Source organism: Microbacterium sp. TS-1 (assembly GCF_000509385.1).
Classification (GTDB): Bacteria; Actinomycetota; Actinomycetes; order Actinomycetales; family Microbacteriaceae; genus Microbacterium; species Microbacterium arborescens.
Genome location: NZ_BASQ01000001.1, coordinates 672424 through 697950, shown reverse-complemented (window position 1 = coordinate 697950; position 25527 = coordinate 672424). Strand labels below are relative to the sequence as shown.

The following is a 25527-nucleotide window of genomic DNA, read 5'->3' as shown; positions in this document are numbered from 1 at the left end:
TAGGCTCGAACCGATGAGTCCCAAGCCGTACACGCACCGCGACGCGGTTCCCTATCGCCCCCTCGACTGGACCGGGGTGTACCCGCCGGCGTTCCCGCGGGGCGGCGTTCCGAATCACGTCGCGATCGTCATGGACGGCAACGGACGCTGGGCCAATCGCCGTGGCCTCACGCGCATCGAGGGCCACCGCGCCGGCGAGGAGGTGCTGCTCGACGTCGTCGCCGGCGCCATCCAAGCCGGGGTCAAACACTTGAGCGTGTACGCTTTCTCGACCGAGAACTGGTCTCGGTCGCCCGACGAGGTGCGCTTCCTGATGGGGTACAACCGCGACGTCCTCCATCGCCGCCGCGACCAGCTCAACGAATGGGGCGTGCGCGTGCGGTGGGCAGGGCGAAAGCCGCGCCTGTGGGGATCGGTCATCTCCGAGCTCCAGTACGCCGAGCAGCTCACTCGCGATAACGACGTGCTCACGCTCACGATGTGCGTCAACTACGGCGGGCGTCACGAGATCATCGACGCCATGCGCGCGATGGGCGAGCAGATCGCCGCGGGCCGGATGAAGCCCTCCGCGATCACGGAGAAGACCCTGCGCCGGCACCTCTACGTGCCCGACATGCCCGACGTCGATCTGTTCATCCGCTCGAGCGGGGAGCAGCGGACCTCGAACTTCCTCCTGTGGGAGGCGGCGTACGCCGAGATGGTGTTCCTCGACACCCTGTGGCCCGACTTCTCGCGATCGGACCTGTGGGGCGCGATCCAGCTCTATCTCTCGCGCGACCGCCGCTTCGGCGGCGCCGTCGATGCTCCGACCGCGTGACGCGGTCGCGGGAATAGCTCGCGCGCGCCGGGACGTTGCACCCGGTGTGACGGACGCAATCAAGATCGACGTGTGGAGCGACATCGCCTGCCCGTGGTGCTACATCGGCAAGCGCAACCTCGAGTCGGGCCTGGCGGCCACGGCGGATGACGAAGACGCTCCGCGCGTGGAGGTGACCTTCCATTCGTTCGAGCTCTCGCCCGACACCCCCGTCGACTTCGAAGGCGACGAGCTCGACTTCCTGTCGAGCCACAAGGGGATGCCGCGCGAGCAGGTGGAGCAGATGCTCGAGAACGTCACCGGCGTCGCGAAGGATGCGGGCCTGGACTACCACTTCGACATCCTCCAGCACACGAACACCGTCAAGGCGCACGAGCTGCTGCACGCCGCGAAGGCGGAGGGGCGTCAGCACGAGATGGCCGAGCGCCTGATGGCGGCCTACTTCACCGAGGGTCGCCATGTGGGCCGCATCGACGAGCTGGTCGAGCTCGCGGCTGAGGTCGGTCTCGACCGCGACGCCATCCGGGCGGCGCTCGAATCGGGGGAGCACCTGCCTGCCGTCCGCGCCGACCAGGATCAGGCGCGCGCGTACGGCATCAACGGGGTGCCGTTCTTCGTCATCGATGGCCGCTACGGCGTCTCGGGGGCGCAGCCCGCCGAGGCTTTCGCCCAGATCGCCCGACAGGTGTGGGCGGAGCGCAACGGCGTCGAGACCCCGAGCTGAGCCCCGTCCGCGAGCGCCGGCGAGTCAGCGCGGCAGGTTCGCCTCGATCACCGCGACGATCTCCGGCGCGTCGGGCTTGGTCTGCGGCCGAAAGCGGTGCACCTCGCCGCCGGGCGTGATCACGAACTTCTCGAAGTTCCACATCACCGGGCCGCGTGCGCCCTCCTCGTTGCGGATCTTCTTCAGCGCCTTGTAGAGCGGTGCGGCGTGCGAGCCGTTGACCCGGATCTTGTCCATGATGGGGAAGCTCACTCCCCAGGTCATCGCGCAGTAGTCGAGGATCTCGTCCATCGAGCCGGGCTCCTGACCCATGAACTGGTTGCAGGGGAATCCGATCACCTGCAGGCCGCGCTCGCCGTACGTGCGCTGCAGCTGCTCGAGCTGCTCGTACTGGGGCGTGAGACCGCACTTGGAGGCGACGTTGACGACGAGCAGAACGCCGTCGCCGAGGTCGTCGAGCGTGGTGGGGGTGCCGTCGGCGGAGGAGAACGGAATCGAACGGATGTCGGTGGTCGCTTCGGTCACGTCCCCAGGCTACGCCCGGCCGCCTTCCGGCATCCGTCCTTCTGGGAGAATGATCTGGTGAGTACCGTCCTGTCCGCCTCCCCGCGCCTGCGGATCGGCCCGATCGCCCTGGATGCGCCCGTCGTCCTGGCCCCGATGGCCGGGATCACGAACACCGCCTTCCGTCGGCTCTGCCGCGAATACGGCGCGGGTCTCTACGTCAGCGAGATGATCACGACCCGCGCACTCGTCGAGCGCAACGCCACCACGATGCGGCTGATCACGCATCACGAGTCCGAGAAGCCGCGCTCCATCCAGCTCTACGGCGTGGACCCCGCGACGACCGAGGCCGCCGTGCGGCTTCTGGTCGAAGAGGACCGTGCCGATCACATCGACCTGAACTTCGGGTGCCCCGTCCCCAAGGTGACCCGCAAGGGCGGGGGAGCGGCACTGCCCTGGAAGCTCGATCTCTTCCGCGACATCGTCACGCGCGCCGCCCGCGCGGCCGGTGACGTCCCGCTGACGGTCAAGATGCGAAAGGGCATCGACTCCGACCACCTGACCTACCTCGACGCCGGCCGCATCGCCGAGGATGCCGGTGTGTCCACCGTCGCGCTCCACGCCCGCACGGCTGCGGAGTTCTACTCCGGCCACGCCGATTGGTCGGCCATCGCCGCGCTGAAAGAGGCGGTCACCAGCGTTCCCGTCCTCGGCAACGGCGACATCTGGTCCGCCGAGGACGCCGTCCGGATGATGGCGGAGACCGGCTGCGACGGCGTCGTCGTCGGACGCGGGTGCCTCGGGCGTCCCTGGCTCTTCGGTGACCTCGCGCGCGCTCTGGGCGAGCCCGGCTCGGCCGGCCCCGAGGTCGATGCCACCCTCGGGTTCGTCGCGACGGCGTTCCGACGCCACGCCGAGCTGCTGGTGGAGTTCTTCGAGGACGAGGGCCGCGGATGCCGCGACATCCGCAAGCACGTCGCGTGGTACTTCAAGGGCTACCCGGTGGGCGGCGACACGCGTGCGCGCCTGGCGACCGCGTCGAGTCTCGCCGAGATCGACGACATCCTCGAGACGCTCGACTGGTCGGCGCCCTACCCCGGCTCGGCTGCGGAAGGCCAGCGCGGGCGAGCGGGAACACCGAAGCGTCCGGCGCTACCGGACCGCTGGCTCGATTCGCGCGACGTCGACGCGGCGGAGTCGTCGGCCATCGCCGCAGCGGAGATCGAGAACAGTGGGGGCTGAGGTCACGAGCGGCGTCGGCGTCTCGGCGGGACGTCCCTCCGGCTACGACGACCACGATGCCGCCCGCTTCCACCGGGAGGAGCACCGCTCCCGCCGCGACAGCTTCGCGCGCGATCGCGCTCGCGTGCTGCATTCGGGTGCCCTGCGCCGGCTCGCCGCGAAGACACAGGTGCTGAGCCCGGCGAGCCCCGCCGACTTCGCCCGCAATCGATTGACGCACTCGCTCGAGGTCGCGCAGGTCGGACGCGAGCTCGCGATCGCGCTGGAGCTCTCGCCCGACGTCGTCGACACCGCCTGCCTCTGCCACGACCTCGGCCACCCGCCCTTCGGCCACAACGGTGAGCGGGCCCTCAACGACTGGGCCGAGGACATCGGCGGCTTCGAGGGCAACGCGCAGTCGCTGCGCATCCTCTCGCGTCTCGAGCCGAAGGTGGTCGACGCGTTCGGGCAGAGCGCGGGCCTCAACCTCACGCGGGCGAGTCTCGACGCGACCTGCAAGTACCCGTGGACCGTCGAGCACGCCATCCCGGACCCGGGCGGACGGCAGAAGTTCGGCGTATACCCCGAGGACGAGGCGGTGTTCCAGTGGATGCGCGAGGGCGCCCCCGGTCGCCTGCGCTGCATCGAGGCCGAGGTGATGGACCTTTCCGACGACATCGCGTACTCGGTGCACGATTTCGAGGACGCGGTGCTGAACGGCTACCTCGACCCGGCGCGACTCGCCGACCCCCGAGAGCGCGAGGCACTGCTCACCGCGATCCAGAGCTGGGTCGGCTACGGCTTCACGAAGGACGAGCTCGGCGACGCGCTGTATCGCCTGACGCTACTTCCCGAGTGGCTGGACTCGTACGACGGTTCGCGGGCGGCGATGGCCCGGCTCAAGAACCTGACATCCGATCTCATCGGTCGCTTCGCGCGTGCGGCCACCGCTGCCACGCGTGAGCACTACGACATCCCCGTCCTGACGCGCTTCCGCGGTCGTGTCATCGTCCCGCGCGTCATCGAGGTCGAGATGGCCGTGCTCAAGGGCGTCATCGGTGCGTTCGTCGTCTCTATCGAGGGGCGCAAGGGCCTCTACAAGGAGCAGCGTCGCGTGCTGCGCCGGCTCGCCGACGCCCTCTGGGAGCGTCCCGAGCACCTCGACGCACTGCACGCCGAGGACTTCGCCGCCGCGGTGACGGACGCGGCCCGCCGACGTGTCATCGTCGACCAGGTGGCGACGCTCACCGACCGCTTCGCGATCGAGTGGCACGGCCGCCTGGTGGGTCCGGTCGACCTTCGCGAGCTGGGTCTGTGGTCGTCCGATCCGCGCGCGACGGCGCCCAGCCACTTCGCGCTGCCCGAGCCCATCGAAGGGCTCTGATGGCACGGATCCGGCAGACCGACATCGAAGAGGTCAAGGCGCGCACGAACATCGGCGACATCGTCGGCGAACGTGTCGCCCTGAAGTCCGCCGGCGTCGGCTCGCTGAAGGGCCTGTGCCCGTTCCACGACGAGCGCAGCCCGAGCTTCCACGTGCGGCCCCAGGTCGGGTATTACCACTGCTTCGGATGCGGCGAGTCGGGCGATGTCTACTCGTTCCTGCGGGCGATGGACCACTTGTCGTTCACCGAGGCCGTCGAGCGTCTGGCTGCGCGCATCGGGTACCAGCTGCACTACGAGGACGGCGCGGCCGCCCCCGAGACGAGCGGTCGTTCCCGGCTCTACGCCGCCCACACCGCGGCTGCCGAGTTCTACCGGTCGCAGCTGGCGGCCCCCGACGCGCAGGCGGCCCGGCAGTTCCTCGGCGAACGAGGCTTCGACGCCGGTGCCGCTGCGCACTTCGGGGTCGGATACGCGCCCCAGGGCTGGTCGGCGCTCCGCGACGCCCTGCGGTCGCAGGGGTTCACCGACGAGGAGCTGGTCACCGGGGGACTGGTCTCGAAGGGTCAGCGCGGCGTCTACGACCGGTTCCGGGGTCGGGTGGTCTGGCCCATCCGCGACGTCGCCGGTCAGACGATCGGTTTCGGCGCTCGCCGTCTGTACGACGACGACCAGGGACCGAAGTACCTCAACACGCCCGAGACGCCCATCTACAAGAAGGCGCAGGTCCTCTACGGCCTCGACCTGGCCAAGAAGTCGATCTCGAGGGAGCACCGCGTCGTCGTCGTCGAGGGCTACACCGACGTCATGGCCTGCCACCTCGCCGGGGTGACCGGAGCCATCGCATCGTGCGGCACCGCGTTCGGCACCGACCACATCACGGTGCTGCGTCGCGTCATGGGCGACAGCGAGGGCAGCTCGGGTGAGGTGGTCTTCACATTCGACCCGGATGCCGCCGGTCAGAAGGCCGCGCTGCGGGCTTTCGGCGACGAGAAGCGCTTCGCGGCGCAGACGTATGTCGCGGTCGCCCCCGAGGGGCTGGACCCCTGCGACCTTCGGCTGAACCGCGGCGATGCGGCCGTTCGCGCTCTCGTCGAAGCCAAAGCGCCGATGTTCGAGTTCGTCATGGATCAGCGTCTGTCGACGTTCGACCTGTCCACCGTCGAGGGACGCATCGGCGCCCTGCGCGCGGCGGCGCCCATCGTCGCCGACATCCGCGACACCGCCCTGCGCCCGGGATACACGCGCGTGCTGGCCGGAAAACTCGGGCTCGACCTCTCCGAAGTGCAGCCGGAAGTCGAGCGCGCCGCGCGTCGTGCTGCCGCCCCCGCGGGTCCGGGGGAGCGTGCCCGCGGGGAGGCGCCCGCGGGACGCGCCGCCCCCGCGGACCCGCCCGGCCGGGGCGCCGAAGCTCCGCCCGCGTCGGTCCGGGTCACCCTCGCCTCCCTGCCGCCTGCGCTCGAGCTCGAGAAGCGCGCTCTGATGGGCGTGCTGCAGTACGGGCACCTGCTCGACAAGCAGGCAGTCGACATCGCGCTCGGCCTGCCCATGCCGCATCCGGCTCTCGAGGCCGTCCGGCAGGCCGTGTCGATGCAGCCCGACCTCACACGGCCCGGCTGGACCTCGGCTGCAGTGGACGCCACTCGCGAGCCGTACCGCACACTCGCCATCGAGCTGCTCACGGCGGACTTCCCCGCGGGCACGGAGCGCATCGCGCAGACGACGGCGATGGAGTCGCTGCGCAAGCTGCGTCAGCGGGCACTCGAGCGCGAGAAGGCCGAGCTCAGGAGCGCGCAGCAGCGTCTCGAACCGGGCTCACCCGAGTTCCGTTCGATCGGCGTCGCCATCCGCGACCTCGACCTGCGGCTGCGGCAGCTCATGGAATCGGAGTAGCCGCCGTCGGCGGCGAGTAGCGGTCGAACGATGAAAACGGCAGGATGATGCGCATGTCCCGACGACCCGACGCGGAAATCGCGGTGCGCTGCGACGATCTCTCGATCGCGCGGACGGGTGATTCCGATCGTGTCGTCGAGGGCGTCAGCGTCACGGTGCGGGCCGGGGAGGCCCTCGCTGTGATGGGCGCGACCGGGTCGGGTAAATCGACGCTCCTGTCGATCCTCGCCGGCACCGCGCCGTCGGATGTCGGCGTCGTCGGTGGCGCCGCGGAGGTCGCGGGCCTCTCGGTGCGCAAGGGCGGCCGTTCCCGGCGCATGCTGACCTACTACGCCGGGCACATGCCCCAGGCCGCGGGCGCATCGCTCCCGGCTCGGCTGACGGTGGCCGAGGTGATCGCCGAGCCGATCACGTCGCGCGACCGTCGCGTCAGTCAGCGCGCGCTCTCCCTTCGAGTCGCCTCTCTCCTCGACGAGCTGCACCTGCCGCTCGGGGCGGCGTCGCAGTACCCGTACGAGCTGAGCGCCGGGATGCGCCAGCGCGTCGCACTGGCTCGCGCCCTCGTGCTCGACCCGAAGGTCTTCATCGGCGACGACCCGTACGCCAACCTCGACATCGAGGTGCGGATCGCGGCTCGCGAGGCGTTGCTGTCGCGCCGTGACGACACGGGGATGGCGATCGTCATCGCGACGAACGACGTCGAGACCGCGGACGAGCTGGATGCCGCGGCTCTCGTTCTCCACGGGGGACGTCCGGTGGGCTACGGGCCCACGGCGTCGGACGTCGTGTGGACGCCGGACGGCCGGTCTCGGGCTTCCTGAGCAGCGCGACCCGCCCGGGGGTCGGTTCATGTCGTGAGCACCCCCGGAGCTTTGCTAATATAGACGGGTTGCCCAGCGCGAGCGGGCGACTGATCCTCGGTAGCTCAATTGGCAGAGCAATCGGCTGTTAACCGATAGGTTCTTGGTTCGAGTCCAAGCCGGGGAGCGAGAGACCCGCGTTATCTACCGCGGCTCTCACCGAAGGCCCGGGCTTCCACCCCGGGCCTTTACTCATGTGCCCGCGCGTCGGCTCCCCCGGCAGTCGGTGCCCGGTCCTCGGAAATCACGCGGCGCGGTGTGCCATCCGAAGACGTGCGCGGGCGATGGATCAGCCGAAGACGTGCAGCCCGAGGTCTGCGCTCAGGGCCTCGGCGCCGATGCGACCGCGCACGCTCGTCCCGCGCTCATCGAGAGGCGGGCTCACGATCGCGGCGCCCAGGGTGCCCGGTGCTGACAGGACGATGGCGCCGGAGACACTCGATTTCGCGGGGACCCCGACTCCACGCATCCACCGTCCCGATCCGTCGTAGACACCGCACGTGGCCATCACGGCGACGACGTCGCGCGCGATCCGGGAGGAGACCACGCGTTGGCCGGTCGCGGGATTGACGCCGCCCAGGGCGAGCGTCGCGCCCATCACGGCGAGGCTCTCGGCATCGACGAGGACAGCGCATGCGCGCGCGTAGACGGCAACAGCCTCGTCCGCTGTGATCGTCAGTGTGCCCTCATCGCGCATCAGGTGGGCGAGGGCGTGATTGCGGTCTCCGAGCAGATGCTCGCTGTGCGCGACGCCGTCGTCCACCTCGAGTGGGCGACCGGCGAACGCTGAGAGCCCGCCGATGATGCGAGCTGTGCGCTCGTCGGGATCATCTCCATCGACGAGTGCGCAGGTCAGGATGGCGCCGGCGTTCACCATCGGATTGGGCGGGCGTCCCGTGCCGCTTTCGAGCTTGATCGCGTCGAACGCCTCGCCCGTCGGCTCGATGCCGACCCGGTCCAGGGCTGCGCCGTCGGTGTCAGCCAGCGCGAGCGCGAACAGGAACGGCTTGACGGCCGACTGGATGCTGAACGGGACGTCCCCGTCGACCGACGAGCGGACCGAGCCGTCCGGCAGAGCCAGGGCTATCGCGCACAGGTCGGGGTCGGCGTCGGCGAGCTCGGGGATGCTCGTCGAGCGTTCGCCGTCGCGCTCGGGGACGAGCCGCCGGCGCAGAGCGTCGATGTCGTACCCCCGGGGGTCGGCGGCCTGCCTCACGAGATCAGGCGTCCAGTTCGTCCACGCCCGGCGTCCAGGCGTTGCCCGGACGGCCCCAGCCGCGCTTCTTCGCGATCTTCTGCGTCGTCTTCCAGTCGGAGTCGTCGAGGCGATCGATGTAGAGGATGCCGTCGAGATGGTCGAACTCGTGCTGCATGATGCGCGCTCGCCAGCCGTCGACGCGGATCTCGACGGGGGAGCCGGAGAGGTCGGTGCCCGTGACGAGCACCTCGTCGGAACGGCGCAGCGGGAAGCGTTCGCCGGGGAAGGAGAGGCACCCTTCCGACTCGTCGTCGGGGTCGGGCGCACCGGGCTCGAGCGGACGCATCCAGAGCTCGGGGTTGATGATCTCACCACGCCACGGCTGGCCGTCATCGTCCTGATACGTGTAGACGTAGATGCGCAGGCCGACGCCGACCTGGGGAGCCGCCAGCCCCACTCCGGGGGCGGCGTCCATGGTGTCGTACATGTCGGCGACGAGCTGGCGGATCTCGTCCGTGATCTCGGCGACGGGTTCGGCGGGGGCGTGCAGCACGGGGTCGCCCATGATGCGAATCGGAAGAACGGGCACGTTGCGAGCCTAATCGAGCGCGCTTCGCGGTTATGGTCGAATGGTGATTCCGTTTGTCGCGTCCCTCGATGACGTCACCGATCAGCTGATCGGAGTCTTCCGCGAACCCAGAATCCTCATCGGAATCCCGCTCGCGCTGCTCGGTGCCGTGTTCATGTCCTTCGGAGCGCTCTACCAGCACCGGGGTGTGCAGAAGGTCGAGCGTCTCACGAACTCGTCTGGTAGCTCGGGTCTCAACGGCTCGCAGCTGCTGAGTCTGCTCAAGCGTCCGTCGTGGGTGGCGGGAACGATCATGCTCGGGCTCGCCATCGTGTGTCAGCTCGCAGCGCTGACTTTCGCGCCGCTCATCCTCGTTCAGCCGCTCGGTGCGATATCTCTCGTCATCACGACCCTCCTGAATGCGCGCATCACCGGCGTCAAGCCGACCAAGCGCTCGGTCCGCTCCATCATCCTGTGCGTCGGAGGCATCCTCGCCTTCGTCACGGTGGCCGCGCTCGTCGCGACCGAGGAGCCGATCGATCAGGCCCAGCTCATCACCATCCTGGCTCTGCTCGCGGGGGTGCTCCTGATCTCGGGGGCCGTGTGGATGCTGGTGCGCAAGGGCGCGAAGCCGCTTTTCTACATCGCGGCCTCGGGAATCATCTACGGCTTCGTCGCGACGCTCGCGAAGGTCGTGATCTCGCGCATCCAGAACGGCGACTTCGAGTGGTTGACGCTCCTGTGCCTCGTCGGCCTGATCACCGCGACCGCGGTCGGTGCGTACTTCGTCCAAACCGCTTACTCCGTCGGGCCTCCCGATCTCGTCATCGCCGGGCTCACGGTCATCGACCCGATCGTCGCCGTCATCATCGGCATCGCCATCCTGCGTGAGGCCGCGACCGCGCCTTGGCCCGCTTTCGTCGGATTCGTCGTGGCCGGAGCTATCGCGGTCTACGGCGTGACCTCGCTGGCGCGCAACCATCCCCAGGTCGTGCTCGACAGTCAGCAGCTGCCGATCCCGCGCGGGAGCAAGGGCAAGCGCCTCGACGACTGAGCGATCGCGTCGGCCGAGGCGGCGCGCGCTAGGCTCGATACGACGAGGGGCGGTGGCCAAGCTGGTCAAGGCAGCGGGCTCATAACCCGACGATCGTGGGTTCAAGTCCCACCCGCCCTACGCACGAATGGCCGCCCGCGGGCGGCCATTCGCATGCACAGAGGCGTGTGACGTCAGGGGTGCGTGATCGCGGGATCCTGCGGGAAGTCGGTGTTGTCATCGCCCGCCGTGAGATCGGTGTCGCCGAGGTCGGAGCCCGCGCGAGCGGCGTCGGCCTTCACCTCATCGCTGGCGGCATCCGTCGGCGCGGCGCTGTCGGCGTGAGCGTCATCGGCGTCGCGGTGGTGGGGAGTGCTGTCGGACATGCGGCATCCTTTCCTCGATGTGTGACATCCACCCTGACGGCCGGACACGACGCGAGGAAGGCGCTTGACATCGGATGATGCGCGAAATCGTGACACGGTTGTGATTCTTCAGGTTCGTGCGCCATAATCGACGCCATAACCGAACACTCGCCGGCATCCGGACTCAGGTCGTAGGGGAAGACGTACCTGATGAAACGGAGAAGTCATGGCGACACCACAGGCGCGTGGAGTGATCTTCATCCACTCCGCGCCACGCGCGTTGTGCCCGCACCTCGAGTGGGCGGCAGGACGTGCGCTCGGACGCGCGGTCAGCTTCGACTGGGAAGACCAGCCGGTGCTCGACGGCAGCCGTCGCGCGGAGTTCTATTGGGAGGGACCCGCCGGAACCGGCGCGGCCCTCGCGACGGCCATACGCGGCTGGGAGCACCTGCGATTCGAGGTGTCGGAGGACCCGACGCCGCGCAGCGACGGGGGTCGGTGGATGCATACCCCGAGTCTCGGCATCCACTACGCCCAGACCGATGCATCGGGCAACGTCGTGATCGGCGAGGACCGCATCCGCTACGCGATGGAGATCGCGGCGGGCGATGTGCGCGAGCTGCAGCGCGAGCTCGACGTCGCGTTGGGCGCAGCCTGGGACGAGGAGCTCGAGCCCTTCCGTCACGCCGGCGACGATGCCGCCGTGGTGTGGCTGCACAAGGTGGGCTGATCCCGAGTCGCACACAGACCCAGCCGGCCCGTGCGTTCGTACCGAGCCCCGGTGGAACGGTCCCGGGGAACGGGAGCACGTACGGGACGGCTGACCCGAAAGAAGAACAGACCCCCGCGGAACGCCGTCCGTGGGGGTCTGTTTCGTCGTCTACGGCCGCTCAGGCCGATCGGAACGCGACGACGGCGTTGTGACCGCCGAAGCCGAACGAGTTGCTGATCGCCAGCAGATCACCGTCGCCGAGGCTCTGGGTCTCGCCCGAGACTCGGAACGGCACGGCGGGATCCTGCTCGGTGATGTTGATCGTCGGCGGCGCGATGCGCTCGCGCAGGGCGAGGATCGTGAAGATCGCCTCGAGCGCTCCGGTGCCGCCGAGCAGGTGGCCGGTGGACGCCTTCGTCGCTGAGACCGGGATCTCGTCGATGCGGTCGCCGAACACGCTGCGCAGGGCCTGGTACTCGTTGGGATCGCCGACCGGGGTCGAGGTCGCATGCGCGTTGATGTGCGCGACGTCGTCGGGGGAGGCATCGGCCTGCTCGAGAGCCGCGCGCACCGCGCGCGATGCGCCGGCACCCTCGGGGTCGTTGGCCGTGATGTGGTACGAGTCGGCTGTGACGCCGCCGCCCACGGCGTACGCGTAGATCTTCGCGCCGCGAGCCTTAGCGTGCTCCTCGGTCTCGAGGATCAGCACACCGGCGCCCTCACCCATGACGAAGCCGTCACGGTCGACGCTCGTCGGTCGCGAGGCCGTCGCCGGGTCGTCGTTGCGACGCGACAGGGCCTGCATCGACGCGAACGACGCCATCGTGATGGGGTGGATCGCCGACTCGGTGCCGCCCGCGATGACGATGTCGGCCAGACCGTCCTGCAGGTGCTCGATCGCGTTGACGATCGACTCGGTGCTCGAGGCGCAGGCGCTGGCCACGGTCCGCGCGAAGGCGCGGGCACGGAAGTGCAGCGAAAGGTTGCCGGCGGCCGCGTTCGGCATCAGCATCGGAACCGTCATCGGCAGGACGCGCCGCGGTCCCTTCTCGCGGAGCGTGTCCCACGCGTCGAGCAGGGTCCACACGCCGCCGATGCCGGTCGCGAAGTCGACACCGAGACGCTCGGGGTCGACGTCGGGGCTACCGGCATCCGCCCATGCCTCCATCGCGGCGACCATCGCGAACTGCGATGCGGGATCGAGGCGCTTGGAAACGGGGCGCTCCAGCACCGTATCGGGGCGCACGATCGCCTCGGCGGCGAAGTGGACCGGGATCTGGTACTTCTCGACCCACTCGTGCTCGAGTGTGCGCGAGCCGGAACGGCCGGCCAGCAGGCCATCCCAGCTCTCGGGTGCGGTGCCGCCCAGGGGCGACGACGCTCCGATTCCGGTGACGACGATACGCGGGGTGCTCATGGATCTCCTCGGTGGAACCCCGGCGGGGGCGTGTGCCCCCGCCGGTGGGGGTTACGCCTGGTTGGACGTGATGTAGGTGACGGCGTCGCCGACGGTCTTGAGGTTCTTGACCTCTTCGTCGGGGATGGTGACGCCGAACTTCTCCTCGGCGTTGACGACGATCGTCATCATCGAGATCGAGTCGATGTCGAGGTCGTCGGTGAACGACTTCTCGAGGGCGACCTCGTCGGCCGAGATGCCGGTCTCGTCGGTGATGAGCTCGGCGAGTCCTGCGAGGACCTCGTCGTTGCTGAATGCCATGGGGTTTCTCCTTGTTATCTCTGGACCGACCCGGACGCGGGCCGCTGTTCAGTCTAGGTGCGGGGGCCCTCCCGATCAGGGAAGGACGACCACCTGCGCGCCGAAGACGAGTCCCGCTCCGAAGCCGATCTGGAGGGCCAGACCGCCGCTGAGCTCGGGGTTCTCCTCGAGCAGGCGGTGGGTCGCGAGAGGGATCGACGCCGCCGACGTGTTGCCGGTGGTCTCGATGTCGCGGCCGATCGCGACGGTCTCGGGCAGGCCGAGCTGCTTGGCGAACTCGTCGATGATGCGCATGTTGGCCTGGTGCGGGATGAACGCGGCGAGGTCGCCCGCCTGGATGCCGGCCTCCTCGATCGCGCGCCGTGCGACCTTGACCATCTCCCAGACCGCCCAACGGAAGACCGTCGGGCCCTCCTGGCGGAGGGTGGGCCACGGCGCGGTCCCGTCGCGGAACTCCACGAGCGTGTGGTTCATCCCCACAGCGTCGGCTTTCGAGCCGTCCGAGCCCCACACCGTCGGGCCGATGCCCGGGGTGTCGCTCGGGCCGATGATGGCGGCACCGGCGCCGTCGCCGAGGAGGAACGAGATCGTGCGGTCGGTGGGATCGACGATGTCGCTGAGCTTCTCGGCGCCGACGACGGCGACGTAGCGTGCTGCCCCCGCGCGCACGAGCGCGTCGGCCTGGGTCACCCCGTACGAGAAGCCGGCGCACGCCGCGTTGACGTCGTAGGCCGCCGCGGGGTTCGCCCCGACGCGGTCGGCGACGATCGCCGAGACCGACGGCGTCTGCTTCGGGTTCGAGATCGTCGAGACGATGACGGCGTCGACCTGGTCGGCGGGCACCCCGCTGCGCTGGATCGCCTCGGCGACCGCATCCGCGGCGAGGTCGATCACGGTGGTGTCCTTATCGGCGCGGACGCGCGTGACGATGCCGGTGCGCTGGCGGATCCACTCGTCGCTCGAATCGATCGGACCGACGAGATCGTCGTTCGGCACCGCGTTCTGGCCGCGAGCCGCCCCGTAGGCGTAGATACGCGTGTGAGCGGGGCCGGTGGCCTGGCGAATGGCGGCGGTCATGCGGCACCTCCGGAGATGAGAGCGGATGCGGCGACGAGGTCGTCGGGGGTCTTCACGGCGACCGAGGGCACACCGCGCAGAGCGCGCTTCGCGAGACCCACGAGGGTGCCGGCGGGAGCGAACTCGATGATGCCGCTCACGCCGTGCTCGGCGAACGACGCCATACACAGGTCCCAGCGCACAGGGGACGCGACCTGGGCGACCAGGCGGTCGAGCGCGTCGCGGCCTGCGGTCACGACGGCGCCGTCGCGGTTCGACCACAGCGTGAGGTCGGGGTCGTTCACCGAGGTGGCGGATGCCGCTGCGGCGAGCGTGTCGACGGCCGGGGCCATGTACCGCGTGTGGAACGCGCCGGCGACCTGCAGGGGGATGACCCGGGTCGCGGACACGGGCTCAGCGGCCAGGGCTGCGAGGCCGTCCAGCGCGCCGGCGGCGACGATCTGACCGCCGCCGTTGTAGTTGGCGGGAGTCAGATCGAGCTCGTCGAGACGCGCCACCACGGCATCCTGGTCGCCGCCGAGGACGGCGCTCATGCCGGTCTGCGCCCGAGTCGCGGCATCCGCCATGGCGCGGCCGCGGAGTCCGACCAGACGCATCGCGTCGTCGTCTCCGAGCACGCCGCCAGCGGCGAGTGCCGCGATCTCGCCGACCGAGTGACCGGCGACGCCCGCCGGGCGAGCGCCGTCGCGCACGAGTGCGTCGTACGACAGCAGGCTCGCGGCGACGATGAGCGGCTGCGCCACGGCGGTGTCGCGGATGCGGTCGGCATCCCACTCGGTGCCGGCTGCGACGAGGTCGACCTCGGCGAGCTCGGAGAAGCGCTCGAGGCGCTCGCGCGCGCCGTCCAGCTCGAGCCACGGGGCGAGGAAGCCGGGGGACTGCGACCCCTGCCCGGGGAACACGGCGATGATCACTGTTACATCCTTCCAAGTTCAGTCGGCCGACCGCTGGCGACGATGTCACAACAATGCGGCGAACCTTTGTGTCGACCGTACAGTCGACGGGTCGTGAGTAGCGGTCAGCGGCAGCGCGTCGTCGTCAGCTCCGGCGCGACTGCGGCGCGCGGCGCCTCGTGAGGTCGTTGCCGATCGAGCCGAGAATGAGCGCGGTCTGCAGAATGAGCGCCTCGCGCGGCCCCGTGGCATCCCATCCGATGACGTCGGAGACGCGCTTCAGTCGGTACCGGACGGTGTTCGGATGCACGAAGAGCTCGCGGGCGGTCGCCTCGAGGGAACGACCGTTGTCGAGATAGCTCCACAGGGTGGCGACGAGATCCGCCGAGTGGGCGAGGAGCGGGCGGTAGATCCGCTCGACCAGGGTCGCCTTGGCGACCGGATCGCCGGCCAGCGCGCGTTCGGGGAGCAGGTCGTCGGCCTCGACGGGGCGCGGTGCGTGACGCCAGGCGCCGGCGACCGCGAACCCTGCGAGCGCCGCGCGGGCGCTCTGGCTCGCGTCGACTAGGGCGGGCACGGTGGGGCCGAGTACCAGGTGGCCAGGGCCGAACCCGGGTTCGAGCCGCGCCGCGATCTCGAGGAAGGTCAGCTCGGGCACCGGCTCGACCCGGCCCGGCAGGTCGGCGCGCCCGATCACGAGCACCAGGCGCAGGCCCTGAACCCCGACGAGGACGTCGACGCCCATCTTCCGGGCGGCGCGACGCAGCTGATCGACGTCGAACTGCGGGGGAGCCGTGCCGACGAGGACCGCGACGGCGCCGTGACCGTGCCAGCCGAGCGCGGCGATCCGGCTCGGCAGCTCCTCGTCGGTCTCGCCCGTGAGGATCGAGTCGACGACGAGGGCCTCGAGACGGGCGTCCCAGAGCCCGCGCGCCTCGGCCGCGCGCGCGTACACGTCCGCAGCGGCGAAGGCGACGTCGCGCGAGTACTTCAGGATCGCTTCGCGCACATCGTCGCCGCGATGGGCCACGCGCTCCTCGGTGACCTCGACGGTCACCCGCACGAGCTGCAGCGTCTGCGTCAGGCTGACGCTGCGCAACAGCTCGCGCGGAGCGGCGGCGAAGATGTCGGCCGCGATGCGTGGGGTCGAGGTGGGGTCCTCGTACCACTGGATGAACGAGGTGATGCCCGCCTGCGCGACCAGTCCCACAGAGGACCGGCGCGCAGGCGGCATCTCGGCGTACCAGGGCAGCGTCTCCTCGAGCCGATTGATCGTGGCCGTGGCCAGATCACCCGAGATCCGGCGGAGCCACGCGAGTGTCTCCGCCTTCGAGCTGTCGTCGGTCACCGAAGGGTCAGCTCTCGCCGCCCGCGTTTCCGCTCGTGCCCGCCGTCACGTCGTGCAGGCGGTAACGCTCGATCGCCTGCGCCGACAGGCCGCGGTCCACCACGCCGTCCTCGGCCAGAGCCTGGAGCGTCCGCACCACGATCGACGGCCCGTCGATCTTGAAGAACCGTCGAGCGGCCGGGCGGGTGTCGGAGAAGCCGAAACCCTCCGCGCCCAGCGTCGCGAAGCGACGCGGCACCCACGGGCGGATCTGGTCCTGCACGGCGTGCATGAAGTCGCTGACCGCGACGACCGGACCCTCGGAGTCGTTGAGCTTCTGCGTGACGAAGGCCGTGCGGGGCTCGTCGGTCGGGTGCAGGAAGTTGTGCTCGTCGACGGCGAGACCGTCACGACGCAGCTCGGTCCAGCTCGTGACCGACCAGACGTCGGCGATCACGCCCCAGTCGTCCTTGAGGAGCTTCTGCGCCTCGTAGGCCCACGGCACGCCGACGCCCGACGCGAGCAGCTGGGCGCGCGGCCCCTCGCCCTCGCCGACGCTCACGCGGTGGATGCCGCGGATGATGCCGTCGACGTCGACATCCTCGGGCTCCTTCGGCTGCACCAGCGGCTCGTTGTAGAGCGTGATGTAGTACATGACGTTCGGGTCGGGGTGGTTCCCGCCGTACATGCGCTCGAGACCCGAACGCACGATGTGGGCGATCTCGTACCCGTAGGCCGGGTCGTACGACACGGTGGCAGGGTTGGTCGACGCGAGCAGGTGCGAGTGACCGTCGGCGTGCTGCAGGCCCTCACCGGTCAGCGTCGTGCGGCCGGCGGTCGCGCCCATGATGAACCCGCGGGCCATCTGGTCGCCCGCCGCCCACTGGGCGTCGCCGGTGCGCTGGAATCCGAACATCGAGTAGAAGACGTACACCGGGATGAGCGGCTCGCCGTGCGTCGCGTACGACGTTCCGATCGCGGTGAAGGCCGCGACGGCGCCGGCCTCGTTGATGCCGACGTGCAGGATCTGGCCCTGCGGGCTCTCCTTGTACGCCAGCAGCAGCTCGCGGTCGACCGAGGTGTAGTTCTGCCCGTGCGGGTTGTAGATCTTCGCCGTCGGGAAGTACGCGTCCATGCCGAACGTGCGCGCCTCGTCGGGGATGATCGGCACGATGCGGTGACCGAAGTCCTTCGCACGCAGCAGGTCCTTGAGCAGGCGGACGAACGCCATCGTGGTGGCGATCTCCTGCGTGCCCGAGCCCTTCTTCGGCAGAGCGTACGACTCGTCGCCGGGCAGCGTCAGCGGCGCGTGGTTCGTGCGGCGCTGGGGCAGGAACCCACCGAGCTCGCGGCGACGCTCGAGCATGTAGCGGATCGTCTCGTCCTCGGCGCCCGGGTGGTAGTAGGGCGGGAGGTACGGGTTCTCCTCGAGCTGCGCGTCGGTGATCGGGATGCGCATCGAGTCGCGGAAGTGCTTCAGGTTCTCGAGCGTCATCTTCTTCATCTGGTGGGTCGCGTTGCGGCCCTCGAAGTGGTGACCGAGACCGTAGCCCTTGATCGTCTTCGCGAGGATGACGGTCGGCTGGCCCTTGTGCTCCATCGCCTGCTTGTAGGCGGCGTAGACCTTCTGGTAATCCAGACCACCGCGGCGCAGCTTGCCCCAGATGTCGTCGTCCGACCAGTCCTTCACGAGAGCCGCGGTGCGCTCGTCGCGACCGAAGAAGTGCTCGCGGATGAACGCGCCGTCCTCGGCGCGGTAGGTCTGGAAGTCGCCGTCGGGCGTGGTGTTCATCAGACGCACGAGCGCGCCCTCGTCATCCTGCGACAGCAGCTCGTCCCAGCCGCGACCCCAGACGACCTTGATGACGTTCCAGCCCGCGCCGCGGAAGTACGCCTCGAGCTCCTGGACGATCTTGCCGTTTCCGCGGACCGGGCCGTCGAGGCGCTGGAGGTTGCAGTTGATGACGAACGTGAGGTTGTCGAGACCCTCGTTGGCAGCGACCTGCAGCTGACCGCGGCTCTCGACCTCGTCCATCTCGCCGTCGCCGAGGAAGGCCCAGACGTGCGAATCGGACAGGTCCTTGATGCCCCGGTTGGTGAGGTACTTGTTGTTCATCGCCTGGTAGATGGCGTTGATCGGGCCGAGACCCATCGAGACCGTCGGGAACTGCCAGTAGTCCGGCATGAGACGCGGGTGCGGGTACGACGGGATGCCGTCGGGCGCCTTCGACGCCTCCTGACGGAAGCCGTCGAGCTGGCTCTCGCTGAGGCGTCCCTCGAGGTACGAGCGGGCGTAGATGCCGGGGGAGGCGTGGCCCTGGATGAAGATCTGGTCGCCGCCGGACGGGTGGTCCGGGCCGCGGAAGAAGTGGTTGAAGCCGACTTCGTAGAGCGAGGCCGACGATGCGTAGGTGGAGATGTGTCCGCCCACACCGATGCCGGGGCGCTGAGCGCGGTGCACGGTGACGGCGGCGTTCCAGCGGATCCAGCGACGGTAGCGACGCTCGAGTTCTTCGTCACCGGGGAACTCCGGCTCGTTCTCGGGCGCGATGGTGTTGATGTAGTCCGTCACCGGCACCTGCGGGACGTTCAGCTGCAGCTCGTGCGATGCCTGCAGGAGGCTCAGCATGATCTCGCGACCGCGACCCGAGCCCTTCGCATCGACCAGCTGGCGCAGCGACTCCTGCCATTCACCGGTCTCTTCCGGGTCGCTGTCCAGGGCGTCCTGGGAGTAGGGGTCTTGATCGTTGACAGTCACGGGCGACCTTTCTCGTATGGCAGATCGTGCCAGGTAATCACCACGGGCAGGGCGCGGGCGTTGTCGGGCGCGCACAAGCACCGCACGACAGCCTACTCACGCTCGGAGGGGTCGGCGCTCTCGTACACTGAGACCAGGGGCCTATAGCTCAGTTGGTTAGAGCACCTCGTTTACACCGAGGGAGTCGGGAGTTCGAGTCTCTCTGGGCCCACATGAAAGCCACCCCCGCAGATCAGCTGCTGCTGCTGGACATCGCCCGCCTCGACGCGCAGGCGCGCGGAGCGGAGGCCGCGAAGCGCAATCCGGCTCAGGCTGCGCGTGTCAACGAGCTGCTCGTACGCCGCCAGGAGCTCTCCGTCGAGCTGACGGGCCTTCTCGGCAAGCGCGACGACATCGAGGCCGAGCTCAAGCGCATCGCCTCGGACGTCGCAGTGGTCGACGCGCGGGCCGCGCGCGACGCCGAGCGGCTGGCCGCGACGTCGAACCCGAAAGATGCCCAGGGCCTGGAGCACGAGATCGCTTCGCTCTCACGTCGCAAGAGCGAGCTCGAAGACGCGCAGCTCGAGGCCATGGAGCGCCTGGAGGCCGCAGAGGCCGCGGTGTCCGCGCAGCAGGCCCTGATCGCCGAGGTGAACGACGAGGGGGGTCGGTTGAGCGCCGAGGGCAAGGCCGCTGTCGCGGACGCCCAGGCGCGCCTCGACGCCGCCACCCGTGACCGCGCCGCGGTCGCTGCCAAGGTCCCGGCAGATCTCCTCGCGCGCTACGAATCGCTCGCCCAGCGGACGCCGGGCGCCGGTCTCCTGCAGCGCCGCACGTGCGGCGGATGTCACATGGAGCTCTCCGGAACCGACCTCAAGGCGATCGGACAGGCTGCTGCCGACGAGGTCGTCACGTGCCCCGAGTGCGGCTGCATCCTCGTCCGCACCGACGAATCCGGTCTGTGATCCGTCGATGACGGCCGCGCGCGCCCGCTGGCGCGCGGTCGGCCGCCGCGGTGACGGCGACATCGACATCGCGGTCGTGGATGCCGCCGGCGCGGTGATCGAGCGCGGTCGTGTCAACGCTGGCGAGCTGGCGGGTGAGATCGCAGCCGATCCCGACGCACGATGGATCTGGTCGGATACGACGGCCTGGTACCACGACATCCTCGCCGCGGGGGTGCGTGTCGCGCGGTGCCACGATGTGCGCCTGTGCCATGCGATTCTTCGCGACAGCTCGCTCGTCACGGACGGCGCGAAGCTGCGGGCGGCGACCGTCTGGGATGCTGCGCCGGACGACCCGGTGTCTGACCGCGACGTCCTCTTCTCGCTCGAGCCGGCCGCCGACGCGCTCCCGCACGACCTCGACGCGACGCTGGCGGAGTTCGCGCGTCAGACCCGGGCGGTCGAGAGCGCGACCGACCCCGGCCGACTGCGCCTGCTGACGGCTGCGGAGTCCGCTGGAGCGCTCGTCGCCGTCGAACTGCATACCGCCGGCGTCCCGTGGAGCCGCGAGGTGCACGACGCGATCCTCGCCGACGCGCTCGGTCCACGTCCGCGACCGGGTGAGCTGCCGAGTCTCGTACGCGACCTGGCCGAACAGGTGCGGGCCGCCCTCGGCGATCCGACGGCGAGCCTCGACTCGCAGCCGCGACTGCTGCGCTCGCTGCACCGGGTGGGTGTGCTCGTCGAGTCGACGAGCAAGTGGGAACTCCGACGTCACGACCACCCGGTCATCGAGCCGCTCCTGGCCTACAAGCGCGCGATGCGGCTGCTGAGCGCCAACGGCTGGGCGTGGATGGACGAGTGGATCGCGACCGATCGGTTCCGTCCGGTCTACGTGCCGGGAGGAGTCGTCACGGGGCGCTGGGCGTCATCGGGCGGGGGAGCGCTGCAGCTGCCGCGGATGCTGCGACCGGCGGTACGAGCCGACCCGGGGTGGCAGCTGGTGGTCGCGGACGTCGCTCAGCTCGAGCCGCGCATCCTTGCGGCGATGTCCGGAGACCTCGCTCTCGCCGATGCCGCGCGGGGGCGCGACCTGTACGAGGGCATCGTGGCACGCGGTACGGTCCCGACGCGCCAGGAGGCGAAGATGGCGCTGCTCGGTGCGATGTACGGGGCGACGACGGGTGACAGCGGCCGGCTCGTCCCGTCGCTGCGCCGCGCCTACCCGCGGGCGATGGCTCTCGTCGACGACGCGGCGCGCGTGGGTGAGGAGGGCGGCTCGGTGCGCACGCTCCTCGGGCGCACCAGCCCGGCCCCGTCAGCCGGGTGGCGAGACCTTCAAGCGGATGCCGCCGAGCCCGAGGCATCCGACGCCATCAAGACGCTCGCCCGGTCACGGGCCCGCGAGCGCGGCCGCTTCACGCGCAATTTCGTCGTCCAAGGAACCGCCGCCGAGTGGGCGCTCGCCTGGCTCGCCGACCTGCGGCAGCGCCTGGTGTCGTTTCCGAGCGTCGGAGACCACCCCGTGACGGGGCGGGCGCACCTGGCGTTCTTCCTGCACGACGAGATCATCGTGCACACCCCGGTTGAACACGCCGAGGCCGCTGCGGCAGCCGTTCGCGAGGCCGCAGATGCCGCCGGGCGGCTGCTCTTCGGCTCGTTCCCCCTCGACTTCCTGCTGGACGTGCGCATCGCGGCATCCGCCGACAAGAGCTGACGACGGGCGAAGGCGGCCCGCCGGTAGACTCGACGGGCGAATGGGTCGGCTGGACGGTCGCGTGGCGGGCAACCGCACCGAGGAACGTCCGGGCTCCACAGGACAGGACGGTGGGTAACACCCACCCGGAGTGATCCGCGAGACAGTGCCACAGAAAGCAGACCGCCGGCGTTCGCGCCGGTAAGGGTGAAAGGGTGGTGTAAGAGACCACCGGGGTCGTGGTGACACGACTCGCACGGTAAACCTCGTCCGGAGCAAGGTCAGACAGGGGATGTTGACGCGGTCCGCCGAGTCCCCGGGTAGACCGCTGGAGCGGCACGGCAACGTGTCGCCGAGAGAGATGGCCGTCCACGGGGCTCACGCCCCCGGACAGAACCCGGCGTACAGGCCGGCCCATTCGCCTAACTGGCCCTGATCTGCACCTCAACCCGCGCAGGGCAGAGCGGGCAGACCCCGGACTTCGCCCGCATCGGTCAGAACAGCAACACCTTCGCCGTCGCGGTCCGGGAAGGTCGACGGCGGGTACGTCTGCGGCGGATGCGGCTACGAGATCGACATCCCGTGGTCGAGCGTGCCTCAGCAGCTGATGAGCTGCCCGGCCCCCGCGGGGGCTGAGCTAAGAGGGTGGGTCGTCTCCGTCTAGTTTGTCGGGTGCGTCGCGAGCCATGCGAGGAACTCGTCGACGGCTTCAGGTGTGACGGTGAAGCCCATCTCGGCGGCCCGTTCCACGATGGCTGTGGTGGGGTCGCCTTCGGCGGCCGCGGCCTCGATCTGCTGCAGCGCCCACGTCTGCTGCTCCGGTGTCGCATCCTCCCAAACATCCTTCATCGCGTCGACCTCGTCAGCGACGGGCGTTCCAACGATCTCGGTCGGGGTGGGGAGAGCAGTGGGTGCTGGGGGTGGGGTGGCGGCGCGAGTGGCTTCCACCTCGGGCGACGAGACGGCGCATCCGGCGAGCAGCAGTGTGAGCGTCGCTGTCGACGCGAGAAGGATGCGGTTCATCCCGCGAGTCTACGAAAGGCTAGGTGTGCGTCAGCGCAAACGCTCGGCACCCACTGGGAGGCTATCGCCGACTCGGGGCAGGAGCACCCGTCAGCGCACTGGTACGCCCATCGTCAGATTCTGGCCGCTGACCGGGAAGAACATCACTCAGCCGTAAAAGCCCTTCATGGCCTACAAGTTATGTCGCAGACCCGGCGTCAGGCCGGCCCATTCGCCTGACCGCCTCGCCCCGCCCGCGTCAGGCGCCCTTCCACGGATCGGGCGCGGCTTGAAGCGCGCCCGATCCGCAGAAGTGCGCCTGACGCCCGAGTGGCCGCCGCAAACCGACCGTGCGACGGTCAGTGGGCGGTCGTGCCGGCGAGGTCTTCCGTCGTCTCGTCGAGGACACCGGGGCGTTCGCCCGCGAGCGCGAGAGCCGCTGCGCCGATGATGCCGGCGTTGTTGCGGTGCACGGCAGGCACGATCGGCGTCTTCAGGTCGAGCAGCGGCAGGAACTTGTCGGCGTGCTTGGACACTCCGCCGCCCACGACGAACAGGTCGGGGGAGAAGAGGAACTCGATGTGGCTGTAGTACCACTGCAGCCGCTCGGCCCACTCGGGCCAGTCGAGCTGGTCGCGCTCCATCGCGGAGTATGCGGCCCACGCCTCGGCGTCCTTGCCGTGCTTCGCCCGGTGGACGTGGCCGAGCTCGGAATTGGGGATCAGGACGCCGTTGTAGATCATGGCCGAGCCGATGCCGGTGCCGAGGGTCGTCAGGATGACGAGCCCGTCCTGGCCGCGTGCGGCGCCGTAACGCAGCTCGGCGACCCCGGCGACATCCGCGTCGTTGGCGAAGTGGATCTGACGGCCGAGCCCCTTCTCGAAGAAGCTCTCGGCCTCGAAATCGATCCAGGTGTCGGCGACGTTGGCCGCCGACAGGGTGCGGCCGTTCTTCACGATCGCGGGGAAAGCCACGCCGAGCGGAACGTCACCCGCGTCGGTCACCTCGAGGCGGTCGAGCACGACCTTGACGGCATCCAGGACGTCTTCGGGCTCGGCGCCCTTCGGGGTGGCGACCTTGATGCGGTCGGTCAGGAGCTCGCCGGTCGACAGGTCGACGACGGCTCCCTTGATCCCGGTTCCCCCGATGTCCACTCCGACGGCCCGCGTCGCACTCGCACTCATACGGCTCAGCCTATCGAGCACGAGCCGCGCGGATTAGGCTCGGACCGAGCGCCACCGCAGGCGCAGTCTGGAGCGACCATGCCCGAGAGCGACGGCGAGTACTGGTACAACCTCACGACGCACGAGGTCGAGCGCGGCAAGCAGTCGCCCGGCGCCGATCGTGCCGGTCCGTTCGCCTCGGCAGAAGAGGCGGCCCGGGCGCCGCAGATCATGGCGCAGCGGGCGCAGGCGTGGCGCGAGGACGAGGCTCAGGAAGACGACTGGGGCACGCCGCCGTCGGAGGGCGCTCGCCGCCAGTAGTCTGGGATCCGACCCTGTCTCGGAGAGGACGCGATGGACAAGCAGCGGGACTTCGTACTGCGAACGATCGAGGAGCGCGGCGTCAAGTTCGTGCGGCTCTGGTTCACCGATGTGATCGGCACCCTGAAGTCGGTGGCGATCGCGCCGGCCGAGGTCGAGGGCGCGTTCGCCGAGGGGCTCGGGTTCGACGGTTCGGCCATCGAGGGGCTGACGCGCAGCTACGAGTCCGACCTGCTCGCCCACCCGGATCCGACGACGTTCCAGCTTCTGCCCTGGCGCGGTGAGATCGACCCCACCGCTCGGATGTTCTGCGACATCACGACGCCCGACGGCCAGCCCGCGGTCGCCGACCCTCGCAACGTTCTCAAGCGAACCCTCGCGAAGGCCGCCGATTCCGGATTCACGTTCTACACGCACCCCGAGATCGAGTTCTACCTGCTGAAGTCGTCGTCGTACGGGCCGGACGGTCCCGAGCCGGTCGATTCCGCCGGCTACTTCGACAACGTCCCCGGCGGCACGGCCCACGACTTCCGCCGGCGCTCGGTGCGGATGCTGGAAGACCTCGGCATCTCGGTCGAGTACAGCCACCACGAGGGCGGCCCGGGCCAGAACGAGATCGACCTGCGCTACGCCGACGCCCTCGCGACGGCCGACAACATCATGACCTTCCGGACCGTCATCAAGGAGGTGGCGATCGAGCAGGGCGTCTACGCGACCTTCATGCCGAAGCCCCTCGGCGGCCACCCTGGCAGCGGTATGCACACCCACATGTCGCTCTTCGAGGGTGACGTGAACGCGTTCTACGAGGAGGGCGCGCAGTACCAGCTCTCGCAGACCGGTCGACAGTTCATCGCCGGCCTTCTCCGTCACGCCAACGAGATCTCGGCGGTCACCAACCAGTTCGTGAACTCGTACAAGCGTCTGTGGGGCGGCGACGAGGCCCCGAGCTTCATCACATGGGGCCACAACAACCGCTCGGCGCTCGTGCGCGTGCCCATGTACAAGCCGAACAAGAGCCAGTCGTCGCGTGTGGAGTACCGGGCGCTGGACTCGGCTGCGAACCCGTACCTCGCCTATGCACTGCTGCTCGCAGCGGGCCTGAAGGGCATCGAAGAGGGCTACGAGCTTCCCGCCGAGGCCGAGGACAACGTGTGGTCGCTCACCGATTCGGAGCGTCGGGCCCTCGGTTACGCGCCGCTGCCGGCGAGCCTCGATCACGCCCTCGAATACATGGAGGAGTCCGAGCTCGTCGCCGAGACGCTCGGCGAGCAGGTGTTCAACTACGTGCTGCTGAACAAGCGTCGCGAGTGGCAGAACTACCGCGCCCAGGTGACGCCGTTCGAGCTCAAGAGCAACCTGGAGATGCTCTGAG

Annotated in this window: 24 protein-coding genes, 3 tRNA genes and 1 other RNA gene; 16 read left to right on the top strand and 12 right to left on the bottom strand. The window is 69.5% G+C overall.

All coding sequences use genetic code 11. The features are described 5' to 3' along the window. Nucleotides 1-13: 13 nt before the first annotated feature. On the top strand, nucleotides 14-817 hold the full coding sequence (locus MTS1_RS03280) for an isoprenyl transferase (RefSeq protein ID WP_023951402.1): 804 nt from the start codon (nucleotides 14-16) through the stop codon (nucleotides 815-817). 46 nt (nucleotides 818-863) lie between these two features. Beyond that, a complete protein-coding gene (locus MTS1_RS03275; protein ID WP_036304606.1) occupies nucleotides 864-1541 on the top strand; it encodes a DsbA family protein in 678 nt (225 codons plus the stop codon). Between the two features lie 24 nt (nucleotides 1542-1565). Here the strand turns inward: MTS1_RS03275 and MTS1_RS03270 are convergent, their stop codons facing one another. Further along, entirely contained in the window at nucleotides 1566-2066 is a 501-nt protein-coding gene (locus MTS1_RS03270; protein ID WP_023951400.1) for a glutathione peroxidase, read from the bottom strand. A gap of 57 nt (nucleotides 2067-2123) precedes the next feature. Between MTS1_RS03270 and dusB the strand changes: the two genes are divergently transcribed. The 5 genes from dusB to MTS1_RS03245 all read left to right on the top strand — a co-directional run bounded on the left by dusB (nucleotide 2124) and on the right by MTS1_RS03245 (nucleotide 7529). Beyond that, complete coding sequence (gene dusB, locus MTS1_RS03265; protein WP_023951399.1) at nucleotides 2124-3287, top strand: tRNA dihydrouridine synthase DusB; 1164 nt, start codon at nucleotides 2124-2126, stop codon at nucleotides 3285-3287. Then, the gene (locus MTS1_RS03260) at nucleotides 3277-4650 is read left to right on the top strand and encodes a deoxyguanosinetriphosphate triphosphohydrolase (protein WP_023951397.1); all 1374 of its coding nucleotides are present in this window, start codon (nucleotides 3277-3279) and stop codon (nucleotides 4648-4650) included. Before dusB ends, MTS1_RS03260 begins: the two co-directional genes overlap by 11 nt. Continuing rightward, a complete protein-coding gene (gene dnaG / locus MTS1_RS03255; protein ID WP_023951395.1) occupies nucleotides 4650-6542 on the top strand; it encodes a DNA primase in 1893 nt (630 codons plus the stop codon). Before MTS1_RS03260 ends, dnaG begins: the two co-directional genes overlap by 1 nt. 53 nt (nucleotides 6543-6595) lie before the next feature. Beyond that, nucleotides 6596-7363, top strand: a complete 768-nt coding sequence (locus MTS1_RS03250) for an ATP-binding cassette domain-containing protein (protein ID WP_023951393.1) — start codon at nucleotides 6596-6598, stop codon at nucleotides 7361-7363. A gap of 93 nt (nucleotides 7364-7456) precedes the next feature. Then, nucleotides 7457-7529, top strand: a tRNA-Asn gene (locus MTS1_RS03245). A gap of 162 nt (nucleotides 7530-7691) precedes the next feature. On the opposite strand, the gene glsA is transcribed toward MTS1_RS03245, so the two are convergent. Next, complete coding sequence (gene glsA / locus MTS1_RS03240; RefSeq protein ID WP_023951391.1) at nucleotides 7692-8618, bottom strand: glutaminase A; 927 nt, start codon at nucleotides 8616-8618, stop codon at nucleotides 7692-7694. A 4-nt stretch (nucleotides 8619-8622) separates the two neighbouring features. Beyond that, on the bottom strand, nucleotides 8623-9189 hold the full coding sequence (def, locus tag MTS1_RS03235; protein ID WP_023951389.1) for a peptide deformylase: 567 nt from the start codon (nucleotides 9187-9189) through the stop codon (nucleotides 8623-8625). Between the two features lie 40 nt (nucleotides 9190-9229). On the opposite strand from def, the gene MTS1_RS03230 reads away from it, so the two are divergent. Both MTS1_RS03230 and MTS1_RS03225 read left to right on the top strand, forming a co-directional pair. Then, nucleotides 9230-10222: a DMT family transporter gene (locus MTS1_RS03230; RefSeq protein WP_023951387.1), complete on the top strand. Its 993-nt coding sequence runs from the start codon at nucleotides 9230-9232 to the stop codon at nucleotides 10220-10222. 46 nt (nucleotides 10223-10268) lie between these two features. Then, nucleotides 10269-10342: transfer RNA gene (locus tag MTS1_RS03225), tRNA-Ile, on the top strand. Between the two features lie 53 nt (nucleotides 10343-10395). Here the strand turns inward: MTS1_RS03225 and MTS1_RS03220 are convergent. Continuing rightward, nucleotides 10396-10587, bottom strand: a complete 192-nt coding sequence (locus MTS1_RS03220) for a hypothetical protein (protein WP_023951385.1) — start codon at nucleotides 10585-10587, stop codon at nucleotides 10396-10398. A gap of 205 nt (nucleotides 10588-10792) precedes the next feature. On the opposite strand from MTS1_RS03220, the gene MTS1_RS03215 reads away from it, so the two are divergent. Next, a complete protein-coding gene (locus MTS1_RS03215) occupies nucleotides 10793-11296 on the top strand; it encodes a DUF3145 domain-containing protein (protein WP_023951383.1) in 504 nt (167 codons plus the stop codon). 160 nt (nucleotides 11297-11456) lie between these two features. Here MTS1_RS03215 and MTS1_RS03210 read toward each other — a convergent pair whose 3' ends face one another. From MTS1_RS03210 to aceE, 6 genes are all read right to left on the bottom strand, one after another. After that, nucleotides 11457-12695, bottom strand: a complete 1239-nt coding sequence (locus tag MTS1_RS03210) for a beta-ketoacyl synthase (RefSeq protein WP_023951381.1) — start codon at nucleotides 12693-12695, stop codon at nucleotides 11457-11459. 51 nt (nucleotides 12696-12746) lie between these two features. Next, nucleotides 12747-12995, bottom strand: a complete 249-nt coding sequence (locus tag MTS1_RS03205; protein ID WP_023951379.1) for an acyl carrier protein — start codon at nucleotides 12993-12995, stop codon at nucleotides 12747-12749. Between the two features lie 75 nt (nucleotides 12996-13070). Continuing rightward, nucleotides 13071-14072 carry a beta-ketoacyl-ACP synthase III gene (locus MTS1_RS03200; RefSeq protein WP_023951377.1) on the bottom strand — a complete coding sequence of 334 codons (1002 nt, stop codon included), beginning with the start codon at nucleotides 14070-14072 and terminating at the stop codon, nucleotides 13071-13073. Continuing rightward, entirely contained in the window at nucleotides 14069-14986 is a 918-nt protein-coding gene (locus tag MTS1_RS03195) for an ACP S-malonyltransferase (RefSeq protein ID WP_023951375.1), read from the bottom strand. The genes MTS1_RS03200 and MTS1_RS03195 overlap by 4 nt, the downstream gene beginning before the upstream one ends. A 124-nt stretch (nucleotides 14987-15110) precedes the next feature. Beyond that, complete coding sequence (locus MTS1_RS03190; protein ID WP_023951374.1) at nucleotides 15111-16313, bottom strand: CdaR family transcriptional regulator; 1203 nt, start codon at nucleotides 16311-16313, stop codon at nucleotides 15111-15113. Between the two features lie 7 nt (nucleotides 16314-16320). After that, entirely contained in the window at nucleotides 16321-19050 is a 2730-nt protein-coding gene (aceE, locus tag MTS1_RS03185) for a pyruvate dehydrogenase (acetyl-transferring), homodimeric type (RefSeq protein ID WP_023951372.1), read from the bottom strand. 137 nt (nucleotides 19051-19187) lie between these two features. Here aceE and MTS1_RS03180 point away from each other — a divergent pair. From MTS1_RS03180 to rnpB, 4 genes are all read left to right on the top strand, one after another. Further along, nucleotides 19188-19261: transfer RNA gene (locus MTS1_RS03180), tRNA-Val, on the top strand. Between the two features lies 1 nt (nucleotide 19262). Beyond that, nucleotides 19263-19994, top strand: coding sequence for a zinc ribbon domain-containing protein (locus tag MTS1_RS03175; protein ID WP_023951370.1), 732 nt, complete (start codon nucleotides 19263-19265; stop codon nucleotides 19992-19994). A 7-nt stretch (nucleotides 19995-20001) separates the two neighbouring features. Continuing rightward, the gene (locus MTS1_RS03170) at nucleotides 20002-21690 is read left to right on the top strand and encodes a bifunctional 3'-5' exonuclease/DNA polymerase (protein WP_023951368.1); all 1689 of its coding nucleotides are present in this window, start codon (nucleotides 20002-20004) and stop codon (nucleotides 21688-21690) included. 41 nt (nucleotides 21691-21731) lie between these two features. Beyond that, nucleotides 21732-22090, top strand: an RNA gene (gene rnpB / locus MTS1_RS16170) — RNase P RNA component class A. Nucleotides 22091-22329: 239 nt separating this feature from the next. On the opposite strand, the gene MTS1_RS03165 is transcribed toward rnpB, so the two are convergent. Then, nucleotides 22330-22692 (bottom strand): hypothetical protein, encoded by a 363-nt coding sequence (locus MTS1_RS03165; protein WP_023951365.1) that lies wholly within the window; start codon nucleotides 22690-22692, stop codon nucleotides 22330-22332. A 338-nt stretch (nucleotides 22693-23030) separates the two neighbouring features. Continuing rightward, nucleotides 23031-23855, bottom strand: coding sequence for a polyphosphate--glucose phosphotransferase (gene ppgK / locus MTS1_RS03160; RefSeq protein WP_023951363.1), 825 nt, complete (start codon nucleotides 23853-23855; stop codon nucleotides 23031-23033). Between the two features lie 78 nt (nucleotides 23856-23933). Here ppgK and MTS1_RS03155 point away from each other — a divergent pair, with 78 nt between their 5' ends. Together MTS1_RS03155 and glnA are read left to right on the top strand one after the other, a co-directional pair. Continuing rightward, nucleotides 23934-24155: a hypothetical protein gene (locus MTS1_RS03155; RefSeq protein ID WP_023951361.1), complete on the top strand. Its 222-nt coding sequence runs from the start codon at nucleotides 23934-23936 to the stop codon at nucleotides 24153-24155. A gap of 33 nt (nucleotides 24156-24188) precedes the next feature. Further along, nucleotides 24189-25526 carry a type I glutamate--ammonia ligase gene (glnA, locus tag MTS1_RS03150; RefSeq protein WP_023951359.1) on the top strand — a complete coding sequence of 446 codons (1338 nt, stop codon included), beginning with the start codon at nucleotides 24189-24191 and terminating at the stop codon, nucleotides 25524-25526. The last annotated feature ends 1 nt before the right edge of the window (nucleotide 25527 follow it).

Coding starts and splice junctions, on each gene's coding strand:
- MTS1_RS03280 (WP_023951402.1), top strand. CDS start 14: ATGAGTCCCAAGCCGTACACGCACCGCGACGCGGTTCCCTATCGCCCC.
- dnaG (WP_023951395.1), top strand. CDS start 4,650: ATGGCACGGATCCGGCAGACCGACATCGAAGAGGTCAAGGCGCGCACG.
- MTS1_RS03250 (WP_023951393.1), top strand. CDS start 6,596: ATGTCCCGACGACCCGACGCGGAAATCGCGGTGCGCTGCGACGATCTC.
- MTS1_RS03230 (WP_023951387.1), top strand. CDS start 9,230: ATGGTGATTCCGTTTGTCGCGTCCCTCGATGACGTCACCGATCAGCTG.
- MTS1_RS03220 (WP_023951385.1), bottom strand. CDS start 10,587: ATGTCCGACAGCACTCCCCACCACCGCGACGCCGATGACGCTCACGCC.
- MTS1_RS03215 (WP_023951383.1), top strand. CDS start 10,793: ATGGCGACACCACAGGCGCGTGGAGTGATCTTCATCCACTCCGCGCCA.
- MTS1_RS03210 (WP_023951381.1), bottom strand. CDS start 12,695: ATGAGCACCCCGCGTATCGTCGTCACCGGAATCGGAGCGTCGTCGCCC.
- MTS1_RS03205 (WP_023951379.1), bottom strand. CDS start 12,995: ATGGCATTCAGCAACGACGAGGTCCTCGCAGGACTCGCCGAGCTCATC.
- MTS1_RS03200 (WP_023951377.1), bottom strand. CDS start 14,072: ATGACCGCCGCCATTCGCCAGGCCACCGGCCCCGCTCACACGCGTATC.
- MTS1_RS03175 (WP_023951370.1), top strand. CDS start 19,263: ATGAAAGCCACCCCCGCAGATCAGCTGCTGCTGCTGGACATCGCCCGC.
- MTS1_RS03170 (WP_023951368.1), top strand. CDS start 20,002: ATGACGGCCGCGCGCGCCCGCTGGCGCGCGGTCGGCCGCCGCGGTGAC.
- MTS1_RS03165 (WP_023951365.1), bottom strand. CDS start 22,692: ATGAACCGCATCCTTCTCGCGTCGACAGCGACGCTCACACTGCTGCTC.
- ppgK (WP_023951363.1), bottom strand. CDS start 23,855: ATGAGTGCGAGTGCGACGCGGGCCGTCGGAGTGGACATCGGGGGAACC.
- MTS1_RS03155 (WP_023951361.1), top strand. CDS start 23,934: ATGCCCGAGAGCGACGGCGAGTACTGGTACAACCTCACGACGCACGAG.
- glnA (WP_023951359.1), top strand. CDS start 24,189: ATGGACAAGCAGCGGGACTTCGTACTGCGAACGATCGAGGAGCGCGGC.